Origin of the sequence: Tenggerimyces flavus (assembly GCF_016907715.1) — a bacterium.
GTDB lineage: Bacteria > Actinomycetota > Actinomycetes > Propionibacteriales > Actinopolymorphaceae > Tenggerimyces > Tenggerimyces flavus.
This window is the reverse complement of sequence record NZ_JAFBCM010000001.1, coordinates 7,916,143-7,934,888: the sequence shown is the minus strand read 5'-3', so window position 1 is coordinate 7,934,888 and position 18,746 is coordinate 7,916,143. Positions and strand designations below refer to the sequence as shown.

At 69.5% G+C, this 18,746-nt stretch carries 24 protein-coding genes; 14 read left to right on the top strand and 10 right to left on the bottom strand.

The window, feature by feature from the left end:
* A complete protein-coding gene (locus JOD67_RS36910; RefSeq protein WP_205122298.1) occupies positions 1-414 on the top strand; it encodes a cytidine deaminase in 414 nt (137 codons plus the stop codon).
* Positions 407-1,693, top strand: a complete 1,287-nt coding sequence (locus tag JOD67_RS36905; RefSeq protein WP_205122297.1) for a thymidine phosphorylase — start codon at positions 407-409, stop codon at positions 1,691-1,693. The genes JOD67_RS36910 and JOD67_RS36905 overlap by 8 nt, the downstream gene beginning before the upstream one ends.
* A gap of 1,050 nt (positions 1,694-2,743) precedes the next feature.
* On the opposite strand, the gene JOD67_RS36900 is transcribed toward JOD67_RS36905, so the two are convergent.
* Entirely contained in the window at positions 2,744-3,595 is an 852-nt protein-coding gene (locus tag JOD67_RS36900; protein WP_205122296.1) for a polysaccharide deacetylase family protein, read from the bottom strand.
* Positions 3,596-3,661: 66 nt separating this feature from the next.
* Here JOD67_RS36900 and JOD67_RS36895 point away from each other — a divergent pair, with 66 nt between their 5' ends.
* Positions 3,662-4,873, top strand: coding sequence for a lipid II:glycine glycyltransferase FemX (locus JOD67_RS36895; protein ID WP_205122295.1), 1,212 nt, complete (start codon positions 3,662-3,664; stop codon positions 4,871-4,873).
* A gap of 113 nt (positions 4,874-4,986) precedes the next feature.
* On the opposite strand, the gene JOD67_RS36890 is transcribed toward JOD67_RS36895, so the two are convergent.
* The 4 genes from JOD67_RS36890 to JOD67_RS36875 all read right to left on the bottom strand — a co-directional run bounded on the left by JOD67_RS36890 (position 4,987) and on the right by JOD67_RS36875 (position 7,935).
* Positions 4,987-5,886: a MauE/DoxX family redox-associated membrane protein gene (locus JOD67_RS36890; protein WP_205122294.1), complete on the bottom strand. Its 900-nt coding sequence runs from the start codon at positions 5,884-5,886 to the stop codon at positions 4,987-4,989.
* 10 nt (positions 5,887-5,896) lie between these two features.
* Entirely contained in the window at positions 5,897-6,508 is a 612-nt protein-coding gene (locus tag JOD67_RS36885; protein WP_205122293.1) for a cell wall protein, read from the bottom strand.
* Between the two features lie 17 nt (positions 6,509-6,525).
* A complete protein-coding gene (locus JOD67_RS36880) occupies positions 6,526-6,828 on the bottom strand; it encodes an RlpA-like double-psi beta-barrel domain-containing protein (protein WP_239554222.1) in 303 nt (100 codons plus the stop codon).
* A 471-nt stretch (positions 6,829-7,299) separates the two neighbouring features.
* Positions 7,300-7,935 carry a TetR/AcrR family transcriptional regulator gene (locus JOD67_RS36875; RefSeq protein WP_205122292.1) on the bottom strand — a complete coding sequence of 212 codons (636 nt, stop codon included), beginning with the start codon at positions 7,933-7,935 and terminating at the stop codon, positions 7,300-7,302.
* A 54-nt stretch (positions 7,936-7,989) separates the two neighbouring features.
* Here JOD67_RS36875 and JOD67_RS36870 point away from each other — a divergent pair, with 54 nt between their 5' ends.
* Together JOD67_RS36870 and JOD67_RS36865 are read left to right on the top strand one after the other, a co-directional pair.
* Complete coding sequence (locus tag JOD67_RS36870; RefSeq protein ID WP_205122291.1) at positions 7,990-8,844, top strand: ABC transporter ATP-binding protein; 855 nt, start codon at positions 7,990-7,992, stop codon at positions 8,842-8,844.
* Positions 8,831-9,586: an ABC transporter permease gene (locus JOD67_RS36865; RefSeq protein WP_205122290.1), complete on the top strand. Its 756-nt coding sequence runs from the start codon at positions 8,831-8,833 to the stop codon at positions 9,584-9,586. The genes JOD67_RS36870 and JOD67_RS36865 overlap by 14 nt, the downstream gene beginning before the upstream one ends.
* Before the next feature lie 7 nt (positions 9,587-9,593).
* Here the strand turns inward: JOD67_RS36865 and JOD67_RS36860 are convergent, their stop codons facing one another.
* Together JOD67_RS36860 and JOD67_RS36855 are read right to left on the bottom strand one after the other, a co-directional pair.
* Positions 9,594-9,932: a hypothetical protein gene (locus tag JOD67_RS36860; RefSeq protein ID WP_205122289.1), complete on the bottom strand. Its 339-nt coding sequence runs from the start codon at positions 9,930-9,932 to the stop codon at positions 9,594-9,596.
* Between the two features lie 66 nt (positions 9,933-9,998).
* Positions 9,999-11,114, bottom strand: coding sequence for an adenosine deaminase (locus tag JOD67_RS36855; protein WP_205122288.1), 1,116 nt, complete (start codon positions 11,112-11,114; stop codon positions 9,999-10,001).
* Positions 11,115-11,206: 92 nt separating this feature from the next.
* Between JOD67_RS36855 and JOD67_RS36850 the strand changes: the two genes are divergently transcribed.
* Both JOD67_RS36850 and JOD67_RS36845 read left to right on the top strand, forming a co-directional pair.
* Complete coding sequence (locus JOD67_RS36850) at positions 11,207-11,530, top strand: PadR family transcriptional regulator (RefSeq protein ID WP_205122287.1); 324 nt, start codon at positions 11,207-11,209, stop codon at positions 11,528-11,530.
* Entirely contained in the window at positions 11,527-12,492 is a 966-nt protein-coding gene (locus JOD67_RS36845; RefSeq protein ID WP_205122286.1) for an HAAS signaling domain-containing protein, read from the top strand. Before JOD67_RS36850 ends, JOD67_RS36845 begins: the two co-directional genes overlap by 4 nt.
* On the opposite strand, the gene JOD67_RS36840 is transcribed toward JOD67_RS36845, so the two are convergent.
* A complete protein-coding gene (locus JOD67_RS36840; protein WP_205122285.1) occupies positions 12,486-12,686 on the bottom strand; it encodes a PspC domain-containing protein in 201 nt (66 codons plus the stop codon). The genes JOD67_RS36845 and JOD67_RS36840 overlap by 7 nt on opposite strands.
* Positions 12,687-12,688: 2 nt before the next feature.
* Positions 12,689-12,871: a PspC domain-containing protein gene (locus JOD67_RS36835; RefSeq protein ID WP_205122284.1), complete on the bottom strand. Its 183-nt coding sequence runs from the start codon at positions 12,869-12,871 to the stop codon at positions 12,689-12,691.
* Between the two features lie 190 nt (positions 12,872-13,061).
* Between JOD67_RS36835 and JOD67_RS36830 the strand changes: the two genes are divergently transcribed.
* Genes JOD67_RS36830 through JOD67_RS36810 form a run of 5 tightly spaced genes read left to right on the top strand, consistent with a single transcriptional unit; the run spans position 13,062 to position 16,239 of the window.
* On the top strand, positions 13,062-13,694 hold the full coding sequence (locus tag JOD67_RS36830) for a hypothetical protein (RefSeq protein WP_205122283.1): 633 nt from the start codon (positions 13,062-13,064) through the stop codon (positions 13,692-13,694).
* Between the two features lie 5 nt (positions 13,695-13,699).
* The gene (locus JOD67_RS36825) at positions 13,700-14,473 is read left to right on the top strand and encodes a hypothetical protein (RefSeq protein ID WP_205122282.1); all 774 of its coding nucleotides are present in this window, start codon (positions 13,700-13,702) and stop codon (positions 14,471-14,473) included.
* Positions 14,474-14,481: 8 nt separating this feature from the next.
* Entirely contained in the window at positions 14,482-14,709 is a 228-nt protein-coding gene (locus tag JOD67_RS36820; protein ID WP_205122281.1) for a hypothetical protein, read from the top strand.
* Between the two features lie 59 nt (positions 14,710-14,768).
* Entirely contained in the window at positions 14,769-15,467 is a 699-nt protein-coding gene (locus JOD67_RS36815) for a hypothetical protein (RefSeq protein ID WP_205122280.1), read from the top strand.
* The gene (locus tag JOD67_RS36810; protein ID WP_205122279.1) at positions 15,460-16,239 is read left to right on the top strand and encodes a hypothetical protein; all 780 of its coding nucleotides are present in this window, start codon (positions 15,460-15,462) and stop codon (positions 16,237-16,239) included. Before JOD67_RS36815 ends, JOD67_RS36810 begins: the two co-directional genes overlap by 8 nt.
* Before the next feature lie 7 nt (positions 16,240-16,246).
* Here JOD67_RS36810 and JOD67_RS36805 read toward each other — a convergent pair whose 3' ends face one another.
* A complete protein-coding gene (locus tag JOD67_RS36805; protein WP_205122278.1) occupies positions 16,247-17,191 on the bottom strand; it encodes a serine/threonine-protein kinase in 945 nt (314 codons plus the stop codon).
* A gap of 91 nt (positions 17,192-17,282) precedes the next feature.
* On the opposite strand from JOD67_RS36805, the gene JOD67_RS36800 reads away from it, so the two are divergent.
* The gene (locus tag JOD67_RS36800) at positions 17,283-17,831 is read left to right on the top strand and encodes an RNA polymerase sigma factor (RefSeq protein ID WP_239554221.1); all 549 of its coding nucleotides are present in this window, start codon (positions 17,283-17,285) and stop codon (positions 17,829-17,831) included.
* A 120-nt stretch (positions 17,832-17,951) separates the two neighbouring features.
* The gene (locus JOD67_RS36795; protein WP_205122276.1) at positions 17,952-18,737 is read left to right on the top strand and encodes a DUF899 family protein; all 786 of its coding nucleotides are present in this window, start codon (positions 17,952-17,954) and stop codon (positions 18,735-18,737) included.
* Positions 18,738-18,746 lie beyond the last annotated feature (9 nt).

Genomic DNA, 18,746 nt, shown 5'->3' with positions numbered 1-18,746 from the left:
ATGGTGGATTGGGAAGCGCTGCGCGCTGCCGCGCGCGAGGCGATGACGCATGCGTACGTACCGTACTCTCGCTTTCCGGTGGGCGCGGCGGCGCTCGTCTCCGATGGGCGGATCGTGGTGGGCTGCAACGTCGAGAATGCCTCGTACGGCTTGACGTTGTGCGCGGAGTGCGGGCTGGTGTCGGCCTTGGCTCTGAGCGGTGGCGGGCGGCTGGTGGCGTTCTCGTGCTGCGACGGGCAGGGTGCTTTGTTGATGCCGTGCGGACGTTGCCGGCAGTTGCTGTACGAGCACGGCGGATCCGCGTTGCTCGTCGATACGCCGGAGGGTGTGCTCTCGATGAACGAGGTGCTGCCGCAGGCATTTGGCCCAGAGACTCTGCTGTCAAAAGAGGGGGGAGTTGTGGGGCATGGCTGAGGGCTTCGACGTCGTCGATCTGATCCGCGCGAAGCGAGACGGCGGCGAGCTCAGCGACGAGCAGATCGACTGGGTCGTCGACGCGTACACGCGTTCGGTGGTGGCTGACGAGCAGATGTCCTCGCTCGCGATGGCGATTCTGCTGCGGGGCATGGAGTTTCGGGAGATCTCGCGGTGGACCGACGCGATGATCCGTACGGGCGGACGGCTGGACTTCTCGTCGTTGGGAGTGCCGACCGCGGACAAGCACTCGACCGGTGGCGTCGGTGACAAGATCACGCTGCCCTTGGCGCCGTTGGTCGCCGCTTGCGGGGTGGCTGTGCCGCAGCTGTCCGGCCGGGGCTTGGGGCACACTGGCGGGACTTTGGACAAGCTGGGTGCGATTCCTGGGTGGCGGGCTTCGCTCTCGTTCGACGAGGTTTTGTCGCAGCTTGGCTCCGTGGGCGCGGTGATTTGCGCGCCGACGTCGTCGTTGGCGCCGGCGGACCAGAAGCTGTACGCGCTGCGGGACGTGACGGGGACCGTGGAGTCGATCCCATTGATCGCGAGCTCGATCATGTGCAAGAAGATCGCCGAGGGCACGGGCGCTTTGGTGCTCGACGTGAAGGTCGGGTCGGGCGCGTTCATGAAGAACGTCGCCGACGCGCGGTCGCTGGCCGCGACGATGGTGGAGCTGGGGACGGCGGCGGGCGTACGTACGGTCGCGTGCCTCACCGACATGTCGACGCCTTTGGGTCTGACTGCCGGGAACGCGCTCGAGGTGCGCGAGTCCGTGGAGGTGCTGGCCGGCGGCGGTCCGGCGGACGTGATCTCGCTGACCGTGACGCTGGCGCGCGAGATGCTGTCGGCCGCAGGGGTGGACGGGGTCGACCCAGCGGACGCGCTGTTGGACGGGCGCGCGATGGACGTGTGGCGGCGGATGATCGTTGCGCAGGGCGGCGATCCGTCAGCTGCGCTGCCGGTGGCGCCGGAGACGGAGTCGGTGTTGGCGCCATCTTCTGGGGTGCTGGTCAAGCTGGACGCTTACGCGGTGGGCGTGGCCGCTTGGCGGCTGGGTGCTGGTCGGGCGCGCAAGGAGGACCCGGTGTCGGCTTCGGCTGGGGTGGAGATCCACGCAAAGCAGGGCGCTGAAGTCCGGGCGGGCCAGCCGTTGTTGACGTTGCATGCCGAGGACCCTTCGCGCTTCGCCCGCGCGATGGACGCGTTGGTGGGTGCGATCGAGATCGCCCCCGCGGGCTCGCGCCCGGAGTCGAAGCTGGTCCTCGACCGGATCGGCTGACCTCGCGACAGGGAGCGGCATGATTGTGGAAACTTTGGGTCGCTATAGCGCCCATAGTTTCCACAATCATCGCTGGCGCCGGCTCGGGCCGCGGTCGGAGGTTAGCGCGAAGACTTTTGGTCGCTATAGCGCTCATGTTCTTCGCGCTAACGAGAATGGTGACGGCCACCGCTGGAGGTGGCCGGGGTGTGGCCGCGGGAGGTGAGTGCGTGAAGCTGAGCGTCTTTGGATCTCAGCGCTGCTGCTCGTGCCGGGTCGCCGCGGGGCACGGGTGGGCAGGCGGAGCCTGCCCTTAACGACCTGCGTCGGGCCGCCGAGAGGCTCAATGTCAAGGGTCAGGCCGGCCACGGCCTGATCTCGTGGCAATCAGCCCCCAGCCACGCAACAACACCAACCACGCAAGCTGATTGTCACGAGACGCGAACGCGCCCTTGACATTGAGGGCGGCCCATAAACTCACGAGGCGACCCATCAGCTAGAGATCTCGACTCCGCGCACCGACAGCCCGCCGCGCAAGGTGGAGCTGCGCAGAGGACAGCCGAGCCGATGACCGCACGCCTCATCGCGCGGGGTCCTGCGCGAACGACAGCCGAGCTGATGGCCGCACACCTCATTGCGCGGGGTGCTGCGCGCCGGCGTGGCGTGAGAGAGCTCTTCTTTGGTCAGCTCTTCACTGTTGCGACAGGGTCTCTCCGGGAGTTTGGTGCTCTCGGGGTCTGTGGCGGCGTCCGAGTGTGGTGGCCGGTCCGGGGCGCCTCAAGGGCGCCTCTCCGGGGGCGCTTCGCGCAGGGGGAGAGGCGTCGCTTCGCGACCGCGTTGCGGCCCTTGACCCGCCCCGGCCCGGCCACCAGTTTCAAACGCGCCGCCCCGCCCCCCGGAACAGGTGTCCCGGGACAGGCCTGCTTGCGGGCCAGGTCTGCTGCGGTGTTGCCGTCTCCTGTGGGCCCTCTGCTTCTTGTGGCTCGGATGAAGCCGGGGTGTGGCCTGGTCACCCGGGGCAGGCCTGCTTTCGGTTCCGGTCTGTTGCCGTGCTTGCGTCGCTTGTGGGGGCTATGCGCTTGCCCAGGCTTGTTGGAGTGGTCGGTAGTCGATGCCCTTGATTCTCTCCTCGTCGAGTACCTCTCTGGCTCGTGCTGACGTCAGGAAGTCGTGGTCCGTCTGCCGTACTCTCCAGCCTCCAGGCTCGATCTCCTGCCACTCCTCCGTACCAATCGCTGGGTGGATTGCCCACTCCGTCAGGCCCGGCTTGAGCGATCGCAGCAGTCGTTCGTAGGTCGCCGACTTGTCGTCCAGCTCTAGCGAGAAGCTGTCCAGGAAGCCGTGGTCCACCACCGGCTTGCCCTCTGCTCGGGCGAGGCGGAGGCCTTCGTCCAGCCACACCCGGGCTGCTAGGCCGTGCTCCGCGGCTAGGGACACGGCGAGCGCCAGGATGTCGGGGCGGCCTCCGTCGGCGAGGCAGTGCCAGTCGAGGTGGGTGGGCTTCAGGCCGGCGTCGAGGACGATCTGGAGCTGCGCGCGCAGTTCCCGCTCGACATCGGAGAGGCGCGCTTGGGCGAGCAGCCGCTGGCGGTTCGCGGGCGAGTCCACGAACAGCTCGCCCGTAGCCGGATCGAGCAGTGACGGTACGTCGTCCGCCAGTGGCTCCCAGTAGTACTCCGCCGAGTCGCGGATCAGTGAGAAGTGGATGCCGAACGACACGTCTGGTCGCGCTCGGAGGTACGTCATCGCGTCAGCAGCCGCTGGGCAGGGGGTCATCAGGCTGCACGAGCTGGCGATGCCGTTCTCGAGAGCGTCGATGATCCCTCGGTTCACCGCGTCGTGCATGCCGAAGTCGTCGCAGTTCACGAGCAGGACGCGGTCGTCGGGCGCGAAGCCGAGAAGCTCACTCGAGAGGCGGGTCATTTGGCCCAGTCTGGCCGCCCAGAAAATCGGCTGCCACCTTTGGGGGTAGTCGAGGCGTCTTTAGCTATGAGAGGGCGCTCGACAGCTGGGGAGAACGAATTGTTGACGGCGACCACGCAGGCTGCTCTGCCCGTACGGAGCCCCACACGGCTCGTCGTCCAGCGGCTCAGCGTGTCCGCGTACCTGGACGCACCGGTCGAGGACCGGAGCTTCCTGCAATGTCCCGCATGGGCGAAGGTCAAGCTGGGTTGGGACTCGGAGCTGCTCGGCTGGGTCGACCCGTCCGGGCGCATCGTGGGCACCGCGCACGTGCTCTACCGCAAGCTGCCCGGCGTCGGGCGGTCGTTCGCGTACCTGCCCGAGGGCCCCGTGATCGACTGGTCGGAGCCCAACCTCGACCGGTGGCTGTCGCCGCTGCTCGACCACGTCGCTTCCGCCGGGGCGTTCGCGATCAGGATGGGTCCGCCGCTGATGCTGCGGCGCTGGCACGCCGCGACGCTCAAGGCCGCCGCCGCGCCGGGCCTGCGGATCGGGGACGTGCTGGCCGACCGGGTCGAGCCGCTGGGCCACGCTGTCTACGAGCGCCTGAACATTCTCGGCTGGCGCCGCCGCGAGGGTGGGCGGCTCGAGGGTGGGGACGCGCAGCCGCGGTTCCAGTTTCTCGTACCGCTGGCCGGCCGCTCGCTGGACGAGGTGTGGACCGGCTTCAACCAGGAGTGGCGCCGCAACATCAAGAAGTCCATGCGCTCCGGCGTCTCCATCGAGCTCGGCTCGGCGTCGGACCTGCCGGCGTTCCATCAGCTGTTGAGCCTGACCGAGGAGCGGAACGGGTTCAAGCTCAACCGCTCGCTGGAGTATTACCAACGCCAGTACGACGCGCTGAACGGCGAGTATCCCGGCCGGATGCGGCTGTACGTCGCGCGCCACGACGGCGAGATCCTGGCGGCGCACACGATGAACGTCGTGGGCAAGCGTGTCTGGTACCAGACCGGCGCGTCCGCCAACCACCGCCGCGACGTGAAGCCGAGCAACGCGCTGCAGTGGCGGATGATGCAGATCGCCCACGAGATCGGCGCGGACGTGTACGACATGCGCGGCGTCAAGGATCCGCTGGACCCGGAGTCGCGCGATTTCGGCTTGCTGCGCTGGAAGTTGGGCACCGGCGGCGAGGTTGCCGAGACGCTGGGGGAGTGGGAGCTCACGCTGCCCGGCCCTGTCAACCACAGCTTGCACCGCGCCATGCGCGCCTACCAGGCCCACCGCGCCAAGCCCCGCTAGATCCACACCATCCACAACCCGCCGCACTTCCCTAGCCGAAGTGGGGTTTTCGAGGCGATTGCCACGTGGTAAACCCCGGTTGGGTTAGGGAAGTGCGGTCGGTTGGGGACACGTCAGGCGGGGGTGACGGGGAGTTGGGGGCGCGAGGTGGTGTCGATCGCGTCCGGGAGCAGCTCGTTCGTCTGGTCGTCCACGACCGTGACCCGGATGAGCGGGTTCGTGGTCGTGTCGATCGACGCGTTCGCATCCATCGCGAACAGCACGGAGACGGGCCGTGTACCGGACGGTCCCTCCCACGCGCCGGCGAAGCGGAGGATGCGCCAGCCGTCGGCGTCCCAGTGTTCCAACAGCGACGAACGAACAACCGGTGCCGAGGCTGCCCACGCCTGGCTGAGCTCGAGCAGTTCCAGCGACGCGTCGTACGGCACCGGCCCGCTCGCCACCGCTGTCGAGCTCAGCGGATGGCCCAGCAGGCGAAGCCGCAAGCGACGCAACGGCAACAGCCACAGGTGATCGAGGTCCGTCGACATCGTGCCCACGAGCGCGACGGCTGCCACGACGACCAAAGCCGAGCCCAACGGCGCGGCGGCCACCGCGGACCACCACGCGGTCGACGCGAAGACAGCCACAACACCGCCGACCACCACCAGCGAAGCCCGGACGAACGCCCGCCAGGTGATCGGCGCCTCCTTGCGCGCGGTGCAGCCGCACGACGAGTCCGGCGCGTTCACCTTCGCCCACCCCAGGTACGCCAAGAAGCCGACGCCCAGAGCAACGGAAGCGACAGCGGGGACGACCGACAACGGCAGCACCACCAACCCCAGCGCGACGACGAGTTCCACAGCGCCGAGGGCGCGGAACGTACGCACGACCCACTCCGAGTCGTGCAGGATCCGCATCAGCGCCGTGTCCGCCGCCTGCTGCTGGGTGGTGCGACCGAACAGCTTGGCCGCACCCGTCCACGCGAGCAGCCCGCCGAGCAGGACCGGCGCGAGGTCAGCGAGCAAGAGCATGCGTACCCCCTCAGTGGTGGCCGACGGAGATGCGGACGATCTCCACGCTGTTGTCCGCCGGCCGCCAGGTCCCGAGCACCTGGACGGGCTGGTCGATCTTCAGCCCGGACAGGTTCGCGGTGATCGCGCCGCCGTGCAGGTACGACGCCGTGGTGATGCCCTTCGTGACGCGGCCGACGAGCGCGTGGTGGCCGTGCGCCAGGTCGATCTTGTCGGTGCCGATGCCCTTGATCGTGCAGTACAGGTTGACGATGTTGACCCACACCGCGTCGACGGCGATCGTGCCGTCGGGCATCGGGATGCCGCGCGCGTACAGGCCGTCGCCGTCCAGGATCGCCGCCGCGGTCGTCGGGCGGCTCTTCCAGATGCTCGTCGCGTTCGTGAGCTGGAGGACGTAGTCCTTGTCGTACGAGCCCTTCACGTGCACCTGCGAGCCCTTGACCTGGCGGACGACGCCCTCGGCGAAGGAGGACTTGGAGATCGCGGGGTCGAGCGACGGGGTCGGGTCGGCGAACGCCGCGTCGGCGTCCAGCCCGCCGAGCGCCGACGCGCCGACGATCGTGGCCCCGCCGACGGCGGCCGAGGTGAGGAACTTCCGGCGGTCGATGTTGGCTGTGGTCATGGTCGGATCCCCCGTCCCTACTCGTAGATCCAGACCGGCGCCTTGCCGGCGTTGAGATTGCCGATCGCGGCGAACGCGGCGGGCGTCATGTCGAAGATCCGGTTCGAACGGCACTCGCCGTTGCAGCACGCGAGCTCGCCGCACCAGCTGCGCGTACGCGGGCCGCAGTCGCGGATCGTGACGCACACGGTCGCGCCGCACTGGTGCCGTACGTTCATCACCGAGCCGCAACCCCGACGGGGGATCGCGCCCTCGCCGCACTGGTCGGGGCGGGTGATGTTCCAGCAGGACTGGTACGGGTTCGGCCAAGCCGCGTGCATGCTGTCCGACCGACAGCCGCCGCAGGCTCCGCCGCCCGCGCTGCCGCACGGTCCCCAGCCGGGACCGCAGCAGAACCAGGTGGTTTCGCCTCTCCACAGATACGTCTGACCACAGGCCACGGTGACGCTCCTTCCCTCGGGCGACAGGTCGCTCGCCGAGGGCGCGGGCGGGCGGCCACGAACGGATGGTGCGTGCGTCTGGTCACGGATCCCACGGTCCCCGCAACCCAGCTTCGACACTGCTGGTCAGGCGATTCCGGCGTCAAGGAACGAACTGTTAATTTCCCCCACGGGGCACCAAGCTGCCACCACACGAGCGACCGGCTACCTCGAGTGGTGGGGTCCTTCGGTGCTGGCGGATGGGGCCGGATGCCGCTTTACCTGGCGAGTGGGTGCCTTACGCGCGGTGTATCCCACGTAGAGCGGCAATTGATCATGTAAACATGATCATTTGCCGTCCTCGGGGAGGCGCTAGGGGCGGGTGGCGATGGCCTCGACGAGCGCTTGGAGGTCGTCGAGGTCGGCTTCGAACTCGGCGTCCCAGTCGATGGGCTGGTCCAGGTGCTCGGCCAGGCGGTAGTGGGCGGGGATGGCGTCCTCAGGTAGCTGGGCTCGCCGGCCGCGGGACGACAGCGTGCCCTTGCTGAAGCGGCCGTTCACCTCCGACGCGGCGAAGCCCAGGGCGAACGTCGACACCAGGCGCTCCACGCGCGCGACGTCGGCGGACGGCACCCCGGCGTCCACCAGCACCTGGTACACCCCGTCGGTGACCCGCACCGCGTCGGCGGTCACCGACGGGCGGGCGAGCAGCAGCGAGAACGCGCTGGGATGCCGTCGGGCCAGCTGCCGTACGCCCTGCGCCATCGCCCGCAGCCGGGTCCAGTGGTCGGCGCCGGCGGGCAGCGCCGCGAGGACCGGGAGCTGCTCGGCCAGCAGCAGGTCCACCACCCCGTCCAGCAGCGCCTCCTTGCTCGACACGTGCGGGTACAGCGCCATCGCGCTCAGGCCCACCCGTTCGGCCACGCTGCGCATCGACACGGCGGCCAGGCCGCGCTCGTCGGCGATCGCCAGGGCGGCGGCGAGGATCTTGTCACGGACGTCGGTCACGATTTACAGTGTAGATCTATACAGTGTAAATACGGTGTAAGAGAGGCTGGTGACATGGCGGTTCTCGAGGCACGGGACGTCCGCAGGCGGTTCGGCGACGTCCAGGCCCTCGACGGGTTCGACCTGCGCATCGACGCCGGCGAGATCGTCGGGCTGGTCGGCCACAACGGCGCCGGCAAGACCACGTTCGTCGAGATCGTGGCCGGCCTCACCAAGGCCGACTCGGGGACGGTCAAAGTCGACGGCATCGATACCGCCGCGCGGTCGGTCCAGGTCCGCGAACGGGTCGGCCTCGCGCCCCAGGAGATCAGCCTCTACATCTCGCTCACCGTCCGCGAGAACCTCCGCCTGTTCGCCGGCCTCGCGGGCCTGCGTGGCAAACGCATGAGCGCTGCGATCGACGAGACGAGCGCCGCATTGGGCCTGGAGGAGGTGATCGACCGCCAGGTCGGCTACCTGTCCGGCGGGCAGAAGCGCCGTACGCAGGCGGCCACCGCGCTGATCCACCGGCCACGACTGCTGCTGCTCGACGAGCCGACGGCCGGCGCCGATCCGGGGACGAGGCGGGCGCTCCTCCAGCTCGTCCGCCAGTGCGCCGCGGACGGCGCCGCGGTCTGCTACACCACGCACTACCTGCCCGAGCTCGCCGACCTCGACGCCACGATCGCCGTTGCCAGCAAGGGGAAAGTCATCGCACGCGGCACCCAGCAGGAGCTCCTCGCCGGCCTCCCGACCGACGTCCAGGTCGTGCTGACGAACGGCGAGGAACGGGTGATCCGCTCCAAAGACCCCTCCGGCGCGCTCGCCGAGCTGCTGGCGCAACGCCTTCCGCTCAAGGGGATCGACGTACGTCAACCCTCGCTTGACGACCTCTACCACGCCCTGGAAGGTGACCATGTCGCCCCTTGAGCGCACACTCCCGCTCGTCGTCAACAACTTCACGCTCTTCGGCCGCGACCCCGGCCCGCTCATCGGCCGCGTGACCCAGCCGGTCCTGCTGGTGTTGCTGATTCAGCCGCTCTTCGTCGCCGCCATGGGCGATCGGGCGCGCGGAACGACGCAGGTCGTTCTCGGCTACCTGGTGATGTTCAGCCTGCTCGGCATGTCGATCGTCGGCGCCTCGATCCTGACCGAACGCCGGTGGAACACCCTCGACCGGCTCCGCGCCACGCCCGCGGGTGTGCACGAACTCCTTGTGGGCAAGGCGATTCCCGTCATCGCGTTCCTCCTTCTCCAGCAGGCGATTCTCATCACCCTCGGCGCGACTGTGCTCGGGCTGCGGATCGCGAGCCCCGGCCTGCTGCTGTTCGCGAACGTCGTCTGGGCGATCACGATCCTCTGCCTGGGTGCCGCGATCGCGATGACGGTGAAGAGCATGGCTCAGTTCAGCGCGGTCGTCGACATCGGATCCACGGTCATCGCCGGCCTCAGCGGCGCGCTCGTTCCCCTGTCCGCGATGCCCGACTGGGCTCGCGCGATCGCACCCGTCTGGCCGGGCTACTGGGCGATGGAGGCGCTCCGGTCCGCGACCGACGGTGACGGCAAAGCGACGCTGGCGGCGTCGGCGATCCTGCTCGCGTTCGCGGCCGTCGCCGCCGTCGTGGCAGCCGTACGGCTCCGCAACGGCTGGGGCCGCAACACGCTCCTCTAGATGGGCGTCACCAGCGCAAACCGGCCCGCGCCAGCTCGACCTCGAGATCGAGCCGGGCGATGTTCGACAACGGCGGCCGCGCGGCGGTCGAGACGCCCAGCGCGTCCGCCGCGAGCAGCAGCGTGTCGTCGTACGCCATCGCTGCCGCGTGCAGATGGAACGCGCGGGCGGCCACGCGCTGATCGGTCTGGACGCGCACACCCTCCCGGCCCAGGCGGCGCAGGTCCTCCACGAGCACCTCGAGCGGACGTGTGCCCGGAACGTTCGGGCCCTTGTCCGGATCGGAGGGATCGGACCCACGACGCATCGCCTGGCCGAGCCAGTCGAACATCCGTGGCGAGGCCACGCCGCGACCTCCTCGTAGACGAGCCCCTTCCCCGCCCTCCAGCATGCGCCTCGGTGGGGCCCGTTGTCACGCCCGTCCGGTCTGCATCTGCGCGAACGCGCGCTCCGCGGTCAGCGCCGAGTACCCCGGCTTGATCACGTCGTTGATCAACGCGAGCCGCCGGTCGAACGGCAGGAACGCGCTCTTCATCGCGTTCACCGCGAACCACTGCAGGTCAGACAGCCCGTACCCGAACGCCTCGCAGAGCCGGTGCAGCTCCTTGGTCATCGAGGTGTCGCTCATCAACCGGTTGTCGGTGTTGACCGTCACCCGGAACCGCAGCCGGGTCAGCAGGCCGATCGGATGCTCCTCGATCGACTTCGCGGCGCCGGTCTGGATGTTCGAGGTCGGGCACATCTCCAACGGGACCCGCTTGTCGCGAACGTACGCCGCCAGCCGTCCGAGCTGCACCGAGCCGTCCGGCGCGACCTCGATGTCGTCGATGATTCGTACGCCGTGGCCGAGCCGGTCGGCGCCGCACCACTGCAACGCCTGCCAGATCGAGGGCAGCCCGAACCCCTCGCCCGCGTGGATCGTGAAGTGCGCGTTCTCCCGCTGCAGGTACTCGAACGCGTCGATGTGCCGGGTGGGCGGGTAGCCCGCCTCGGCGCCGGCGATGTCGAAGCCGACGACGCCCTGGTCGCGGTAGTGCACGGCGAGCTCGGCGATCTCCATCGACCGGGCGGCGTGCCGCATCGCGGTGAGCAGCTGGCGGACCACGATCTGGCGCCCGGCCGCCCCGGCGCGGCGCTCGCCGATCGCGAAGCCGTCCCGTACTGCCTCGACGACCTCGCCCAGCGTGAGCCCGCCCTCGAGGTGCTGCTCCGGCGCATACCGCACCTCGGCGTAGACGACACCGTCGTTCGCGAGGTCCTCGACGCACTCCGCGGCGACCCTGGCGATCGCGTCCTTCTGCTGCATCACGGCGACGGTGTGGTCGAACGTCTCGAGGTAGCGCTCGAGCGAACCGGAGTCGGAGGATTCCTGGAACCAGCGGCCGAGCGAGGCGGCGTCGGCGCTGGGTAGCTGATGGCCGATCTCGGCGGCGAGCTCGACGACCGTGGCAGGCCGCAAACCACCGTCCAGATGGTCGTGCAGGACCACCTTGGGCGCTCGGGCGATCTCCTGCTGACTCAACGTCATGATCTGATCATCCTCCCGAAGCCGCCCGAGCGTGTGGCGCCCCGCCGTTCCCACGCGTGCGGTACTCCACTTAACGTAGTAGTGTCCGGCCTGTGGATCAGAGCCAGCTCCTCAAGGGAGTGCTCGATGTGGCGGTGCTCGCCGTCCTTCGAGAGTCCGACGGTTACGGCTACGACGTGCTCCGCCGGCTCCGGGCCGCTGGCCTGGACGAGGTCGCGGACGCGTCCGTCTACGGGACCTTGCGCCGCCTCTACAACGCGGGGCTGCTGACGTCGTACGTCGAGCCCAGCCTCGAAGGCCCGCACCGCAAGTACTACAGCCTGAACCCCCGGGGGCGGGACCAGTTGGTGGAGTCGACGAAGACCTGGCATGAGTTCGCTGCCGCCCTGGGCGGCCTGCTTGCGGAGGATCGATGAACACGTACGGGGTGGACCTGGTGTCGTACGAACTGCGGGTACGTGACGCGCTGGCCGACCTGCCGGCTGACGAGGTCGAGGAGCTGATCCAGGACCTCCGTGGCCATCTGGCCGAGATCAACGCGGAGTTCCCCGAAGGGGTGGACGAGCACGCGCTGATCGACCGGCTCGGGCTGCCCGAGGTGTACGCGGGGGAGCTGCGCGCGGCGGCCGGCTTCGAGGTGCCGACCCGTACGCCGTGGAAGCCGACCCTGCGCCGGAGGTGGGCCAGCCGCTACCAGCGGCTGCGTGAGCACCCGCGGCTGTCGCGGCTGCACGAGTCCTGGCCGACCGTCCGCGTTGGCTGGTGGGTGCTGCGGGGCTGGCTGCTCGGCTTCGCGTTGTCGATGGGCTTCACCGACCAGCAGACGATGTCGCCGCTGCCGAGCCTCCGGACCGACGACGGCTGGATGGGGCTCGTGGTCATCCTCGCCTCGATCGCCGTGTCGGTCGGGTTCGGGCGCGTCATGGCGAACAGGCGCGGCCGGCGATGGATGCTGCTGCTGGTCCCGGTGAACATCGCGGCGCTGATCGGGCTGAGCGTGCTCGCGTTCGGCTATCGAGCGGACGTCCAACTGCCGGACTACAACGAGGCTCATGCTGCCGAGCCGAGCAACGGCAACCTGGTCGGGTCGAACGGCGGGCCGATCATGAACATCTACGCGTTCGACCAGGACGGCAAGCCGCTTCCGAACGTGTACCTGTTCGACCAGGACGGGATGCCGATCGAGCTGGCGCGGGAGACGTGCAACGTGACGGGCGAGTTCGCGCTGGACAACCAGTACCCGCGGCCCCTGATCACCTACGACGAGCTCGGCGAGTGCAAGGAGGACGCCACGATTCCGTTCACCGCGGTGATCAAACCGGTGGCGCCCTCCCTGACGCTGACTTCCAAGACTCCCGAGACTCCCGAGGGTCAGTAGGCCGCGCGCATCCGGTTCTCGGACGGGATCAGCACCCACGCGGCCAGGTAGAACAGGATCTGCGGTCCCGGCAGCAGGCAAGACAGCAGGAACAGGATCCGTACGGCCAGCGGCGAGATGCCGAACCGGTGCGCCAGTCCGGCGCACACGCCGGCGAAGACGCGGCCGTGACGGGGACGGCTGAGCGAGGCCATGATCAAGACTCCTTCGGGATGAAGATCCAGAGCGCGATGTAGAGCAGTACCTGCGGTCCCGGCAGGAGGCAGGAAATGATGAAGGCCAGCCGAACGGCGTTCGGTGACCAGCCGTAGCGGCGGGCGATCCCGGAGCACACACCGGCGATCACCTTGTCGCGGCGGGGACGCACCAAGCTCGCCATGATGAGATCCTTTCGTTGTCTTTCGGTCACCAGATGGACGGTTCAGTCCCTCCGGTCGCTCCCGATCGTGCCTATAACCAGGGGTGAGTAAGGGTCCCCCTGAGCTACGGGCAACAAATCTGGGGGCCGAGGCATCGGGATAGGTACGGGGGAGAGGGCGTCGGCAGGTGGCAGCTGGGGGAAGGCGATGATGACGAGGCGGGTCGTGGTGCTCGTGCTGGCCGCGGCGCTCGCGTCCGGGCTCGTCATCGGCGTCTCCGGCGGGGTGTACGGCGTACGCGACCTGCTCGGCGCCCTCGGCATCCCGTTCCTCTCCTCCCCGCCTGCGCAGGACGCCTCGTACGTCGAGGTCGAGCCGCCGCTGCAGACGGTCGCGTTCACGTTCACCGGGAAGCACCTCGACGGCTCGGGGCGCGGAACGGTCGACGTCCAGATCCCCGACGGCTGGCGCGAGCTGGTCAAGGCCGAGCTCTGGCGCGACTTCCACGACCCGTCCGAGGAGCTCAACCTGCGGATTCGCGCCGACCTGCCGGAGAAGACGCCGGAGGAGGCCGCGGCCGCCCATCAGGAGAAGAACTCCGGTCTGCCGAACTACCAGCTGCTCAGCTCGGAATGGGTCGACCTCGGGCCGGACTTCCCGCCGACGTACGAGGTGCGCTACTCCTACACCGACAAGGGCCGGATCCGGTACGTGATCGAGACGTTCTTCGGCGAGAAGAAGGTCTTCCTCGTCGGTGGCTACTACTGGGAGGGCCAGGAGGACCGGATCACCGAGCCGATGTACGAGGCCACCCGGACTCTCGACTACACGGCCAGACGGTGAGCGGCATGCCCAGCAGACGGGTGGTGGTGATCGTGCTCGGCGCGGCGGTCCTGGTCGGAGCGACGGCGGGCGTGAGCGCGGCGGTCGGGAACGTCGAGTTCCCGCGGCTGCTCGCGGCGGGCCCGAGCCGTACGCCGGACGCACCTGAGCCTCCGAAGGCGTCCCCGAAGTCCTCGCCAAGCGTGCCGGCGCCGTCCGTTCCGCCGCCGGCCGCGTCGCCGCCTCCGCCGAGCGCGTCGCCCCAGCCCACCGTTCCCGCCTTGCCCGACCCGAGCGAGGAACCCGAGCCCGCGGCCAAGCCGGTGGCGCCGACCGCGTACGTCGAGGTCGACTTCAGCCTGCCGGGCATGGGTCCGAACGGAGAAGGCGGCTCGACCAGTCGCGTCGAGGTGCCGAAGGACTGGCCGGTGGAGGGCAAGGGCACCCAGTGGCGGGACTTCCGCGACCCGACCAACAACCTGCTGCTGCGGATCCGCGGCGACCGGTGGGCCTCGAGCGACGAGGAGTACGCGAACCAGGCTCGGGAGGAACGCAGCAAGGCGAAGGGCTACCGGGAGCTGGGCTGGAAGGAGTTCACGCTCGACGAGTTCGGGGAGCCGGGGACGGGGATCGAATACCGGTTCTCCTGGGTCGGTACGAAGGGCACCCGGTACGGCGTCGAGCGGTACTTCCTGGACGGGAACGTCATGGTCGGCGGCTACGCCTGGGAGGACCAGCTCGACCTCGTCGCGCCGGCCGTCGAGCGCGCGAGCCACACGTACGTGGGCGGCGGCGGGTAGGGGGAGAGATGCCGAAGCGGAGGACGGTCGGGACGCCGCTGCCTCGCGTCACGACCGCACCGTCATCGCGGACGACCCACCGCGCCCTCGGCCGGGCCGACCCCGACGCCGATGTGGACCGAGTCCCCGAAGCCGCCCAAGCCGCAGAAGACCCTCGCTCCGACGAGTGGTATCCCACCGTCCAGTCGTATGGCGGCGGCGGCGAGTCCTACACCGACTTTCCGGTCGACAAGTGAGCACAGGCAACGTACGGGCGAGAACGAGCGTCTGACCAGGTAGGACAGGGGGTGGACGGATGCCGGGCAAGAGGGCCGCGGCCGTGGTGCTCAGCGCCGCGTTGCTCACGGGAGCGATAGCGGGCGGTACTGCCGCGGCGTCCCGCGTCGACCCCTGGGGCCTGCTGAAGCTGGCCGGGCTGACCCGGGCGGAGGCCACGCCCGAGCTCACGGAGGGGCCGACTCCCACCCCCACCGTCACGGTGACCGTGACGCCGCACCCCACCTCGCCCACCGCTGTCGCGACCGGGCCGGCGGAGCCGACGCGGTTCGAGACCGTGCGGCTCGGCCGATCCGGGCGCGAGGTCGACGTACCGGACGGGTGGAAGCAGGTCGATCAGTCCGACACGTGGCACGACTTCCTGGACCCGACCCTGAACCTCCGGCTGCGGATCCGCTTCGACAAGGTCGGTGCCGACGCGAAGGCGGCCGCCGAGGCCGCGTTCGCCAAGCGGGGCGACGAACTCGCCGACTTCCGCAGCCCGGGTGTCGACCGGATCACTACGCGGCTGCACGCGGGAACGTCGCGGGAGCAGGACGTCACGTACTACGAGTTCCGGTTCACCTCGCAGGAGAAGGAAGGCGTGCGGTACGGCGTGGAGTGGTATCTCGACGGGTCCACGATGGTCGGAGGGTTCGGCTGGGCCGGGCAGCTCGACCTGGTCGAGCCGGCGATGCTTCGCACTCTCGAGTCGATCGTGGACGACGGCAATGCCTAGCCGCCGGGTCGCGACCATCGTGCTCAGCGTCGCGCTGGTCACCGGTGCGACGGCCGGGGTGGGCGCCGCCGCGGCGAACTTCGACGCCTGGGGCCTGCTGCACACCACGCCGCCGCCCGCCGCGGCCGGTCCGGAGCCCACGGAGCCGTCGCCCACGCCGGCCGGTACGCCCATCCCCAGCGCCACGCCGTCGCTCACGCCAACGCCGAGTCCGACTCCGACTCCGACACAAACCAAGACCCCGAAGCCCAAGCCGTCGAAGACCCCCACACCCGATCCCACGCCGACGAAGCCGCCGGAGCCGAAGGCGCCCACCGAGTTCGTCAACGTGGCGATCGGCGACTCGACGATCTCCGTCGACGTGCCCGTCGACTGGGACGCGATCGAGAAGTCCGCGTACTGGCGCGACTTCCTCGACCCGACCAGGACCCTCAACCTGCGCATCCGGGTGGACGACTTCGGCGCCGACAACGAGGAGGCGGCGAACAAGCAGCGAGAGATCCGTTCGGGGCTGCGGGGCTTCACGGGCTACGGGATCTCGCCGTTCAAGCGGATGACGCGGAACGCGGACGGCGAGCAGGTCGAGGAGACCGGCTACGCGTTCCGCTACTCCTACACGGACGAGCGCGGCGAGCTCGACGCGACCCGGTACGCCGTGGAGCGGTTCATCGAGGGCGGGTCGGTGATGGTCGGCTCGTTCGCCTGGTACGGCCAGCTCGACCTGGTGGAGCCGGCCGCGCAGCGCGCGATGGACACGTACGCGACGGGCTGAGGCTGCCTCAGCCGACCATGCGGTACGCGGCGTAGAACGCGCCGGCGAACAGCACGACGACGCCGAGCGCAAGTCCGACCCAGCCGAGCACGGCGCGACCCGTGCGCTTGCGCTGCCGCGGCGGCGGGTCCGGGCGGATGCCCTTCATCGCGGTACGGAACGCGCGGGCCAGCTCGGTCGCGGACTCGAACCGTTGCTCCGGGTCGTGCGAGAGCGCGCGGGTCAGCACCAGGTCGACGGCGCGCGGCGCGTCCAGCCCGGCGGCGGACAGCGAGATCGGCCGGACGTTCGGGCCGCGCGACGTGACGTCGAGCATCGAGGTGGCGGCGAACGGCGGCTTGCCGGTGAGCAGCGCGTACGTCACCGCGCCGACCGCGTAGACGTCGGCCCGCGCGTCGAAGCCGTGCCCGCTGGCCTGCTCGGGCGCCATGTACGACGGCGTACCCATCGCCTGGGTGAGACCGGACGACTCGGCAAGCGCTTTCGCCATGCCGAGGTCAGCGAGCACGAGCCGCACCTTGCCGTCCCGGTCGGTGCGCAGCAGCAGGTTGCCCGGGGTCACGTCGCGGTGGACGACGCCGTGCTGGTGCAGGACGGAGAGGGCCTCGGCGGCCTGGATTCCGTAAGCGACGGCTTCCTCGACCGGGATCGTGCCCTCGTCCATGCGCTGGTCGAGCGAGCCCTTGTCCGCATAGTCCATGACGAAGTACGGACGGCCGTCCTCGAGCTCGCCGATGTCGAAGACGCGGACGATCCGTTCGTTGTCGATCTTGCGCAGAATCCTTGCCTCGCTGAGGAACCGGCCGCGGATGTCGGCGCGCTGAGTCCAGTTGTCCGCGAGGACCTTGACGGCCACGGAGACGTCGAGCTCGTCGTCGCGGGCGGCCCACACGGTCGCGAAAGCGCCCACCCCGATGCGCTCGAGGAGGCGGTACCGCCCGACCCGTTGCATTGTGGGCCTTTCTCGCTCGACCACCGGTAAGACAGTAGTCTCGCGGATAACGGGAGGCATGGTCACGCGAGGTAGTGCGGGGAGGGCATCGATGGAAGGCTTGGAGGAGCTCGCGGGGCGGGCGGCTGCCGGTGAGAAGGCGGCGCTGGACGAGCTCTTGGCGCGCATCCGGCCCGAGGTGATGCGCCGCTGCTCGCGGTTCCTGCCTTGCCGGGAGGACGCGGAGGAGGCGGCGCAGGACGTTCTGGTGACGGTGGCGACGAAGATCGGAACGCTGCGGGAGACCGCGCGGTTCGCGCCCTGGCTGGGCGTCGTGACGTCGAACTGCGCGCGGCAGACGTACCGGTCGCTGAAGCGGCGGTTCAACGAGCACACGACCGAGGACCCGCCGGAGCGCCTGGACCCGCGGACGACGAGCGTGATCGCGGGGTCGCGGATCGACCTGCTGGAGGCTTTGGAGGCCTTGGAGCGTTCCAAGCCCCAGCTGGTGTCCCCGTTCGTGCTGCGGGATCTCGGCGGGCTGAGCTACAACGAGATCGCCGAGCAGCTCGACACGCCATTGGGCACGATCAAGGCGCGCATCCACGAGGCCCGCGGCCTGATGGCCGCCCGCCTGGGAGTCGTCGACCCCGCGCGCTGAGCTTTGCTGGGAAGTCCTCGGAAAGGTTTCGGGAGCTCGTTGTCGGATCGCGGCAGCGGTGTTCGTAGCGGGGGTGAGTCACCCACGAACACGTCTCAATGAGCTTCCACGGAGGACGCCATGACGACCGCACCGATCGACCCGACTCTTGCTCTGCCCGGCCGCCCGCCGGTGGTCGACCTGGCCACCTGGCAGGCCGCCCGTGCCGAGCTCCTGGTCCGCGAGAAGGCTCACACCCGCGCGGGCGACGCCATCGCCGCGGCCCGCCGGCGGCTGCCGATGGTGGAGGTCGACGCGACGGCCGAGGTCGTCGGAGCGGACGGGCCGATCCCGTTCCTGGACCTGTTCCAGGGGCGCGACGAACTCGTGGTCTACCACTCCATGTGGCACGACGGCGCGCCACACCAGGGACAGTGCGAGGGCTGCACGTTCAACGTCTGGCAGATGAAGGACGCCTCCGTCTACCTCAACGCCCGCGGCGTCTCGTTCGGTGTCCTGACCTCCGGCCGGTGGGAAGAGGTGCCTCCTTACCTGGAGTTCATGGGCTACACCCACCCCTGGTACTCGGTCCGTGGCCTGGAAGCCTCCATCGCCGCGGATGAGGGGCACATCATCTGTTACCTGCGCGACGGCGATCGTGCGTTCCTCACCTATTCCACGACGGCACGGGGCAACGAGCCCGCCGACGGCTCCGTCGGGCTGCTCGATCTGACGCCGTACGGCCGTCGCGAGGCCTGGGAGGAAAACCCCGATGGCTGGCCCGAGGGGCGCGACACCTGCTGGTACTGGCGTACGGATGCCGAGGGACGCGCCGGATGGGATCCGACCAGCCGCCCCGTGCCGCAGTGGACGCGACCCGGCGCCACCCCCGAGAAGACCCTCGGCCGGCACGACCACGACCACTGACGGCGTCAC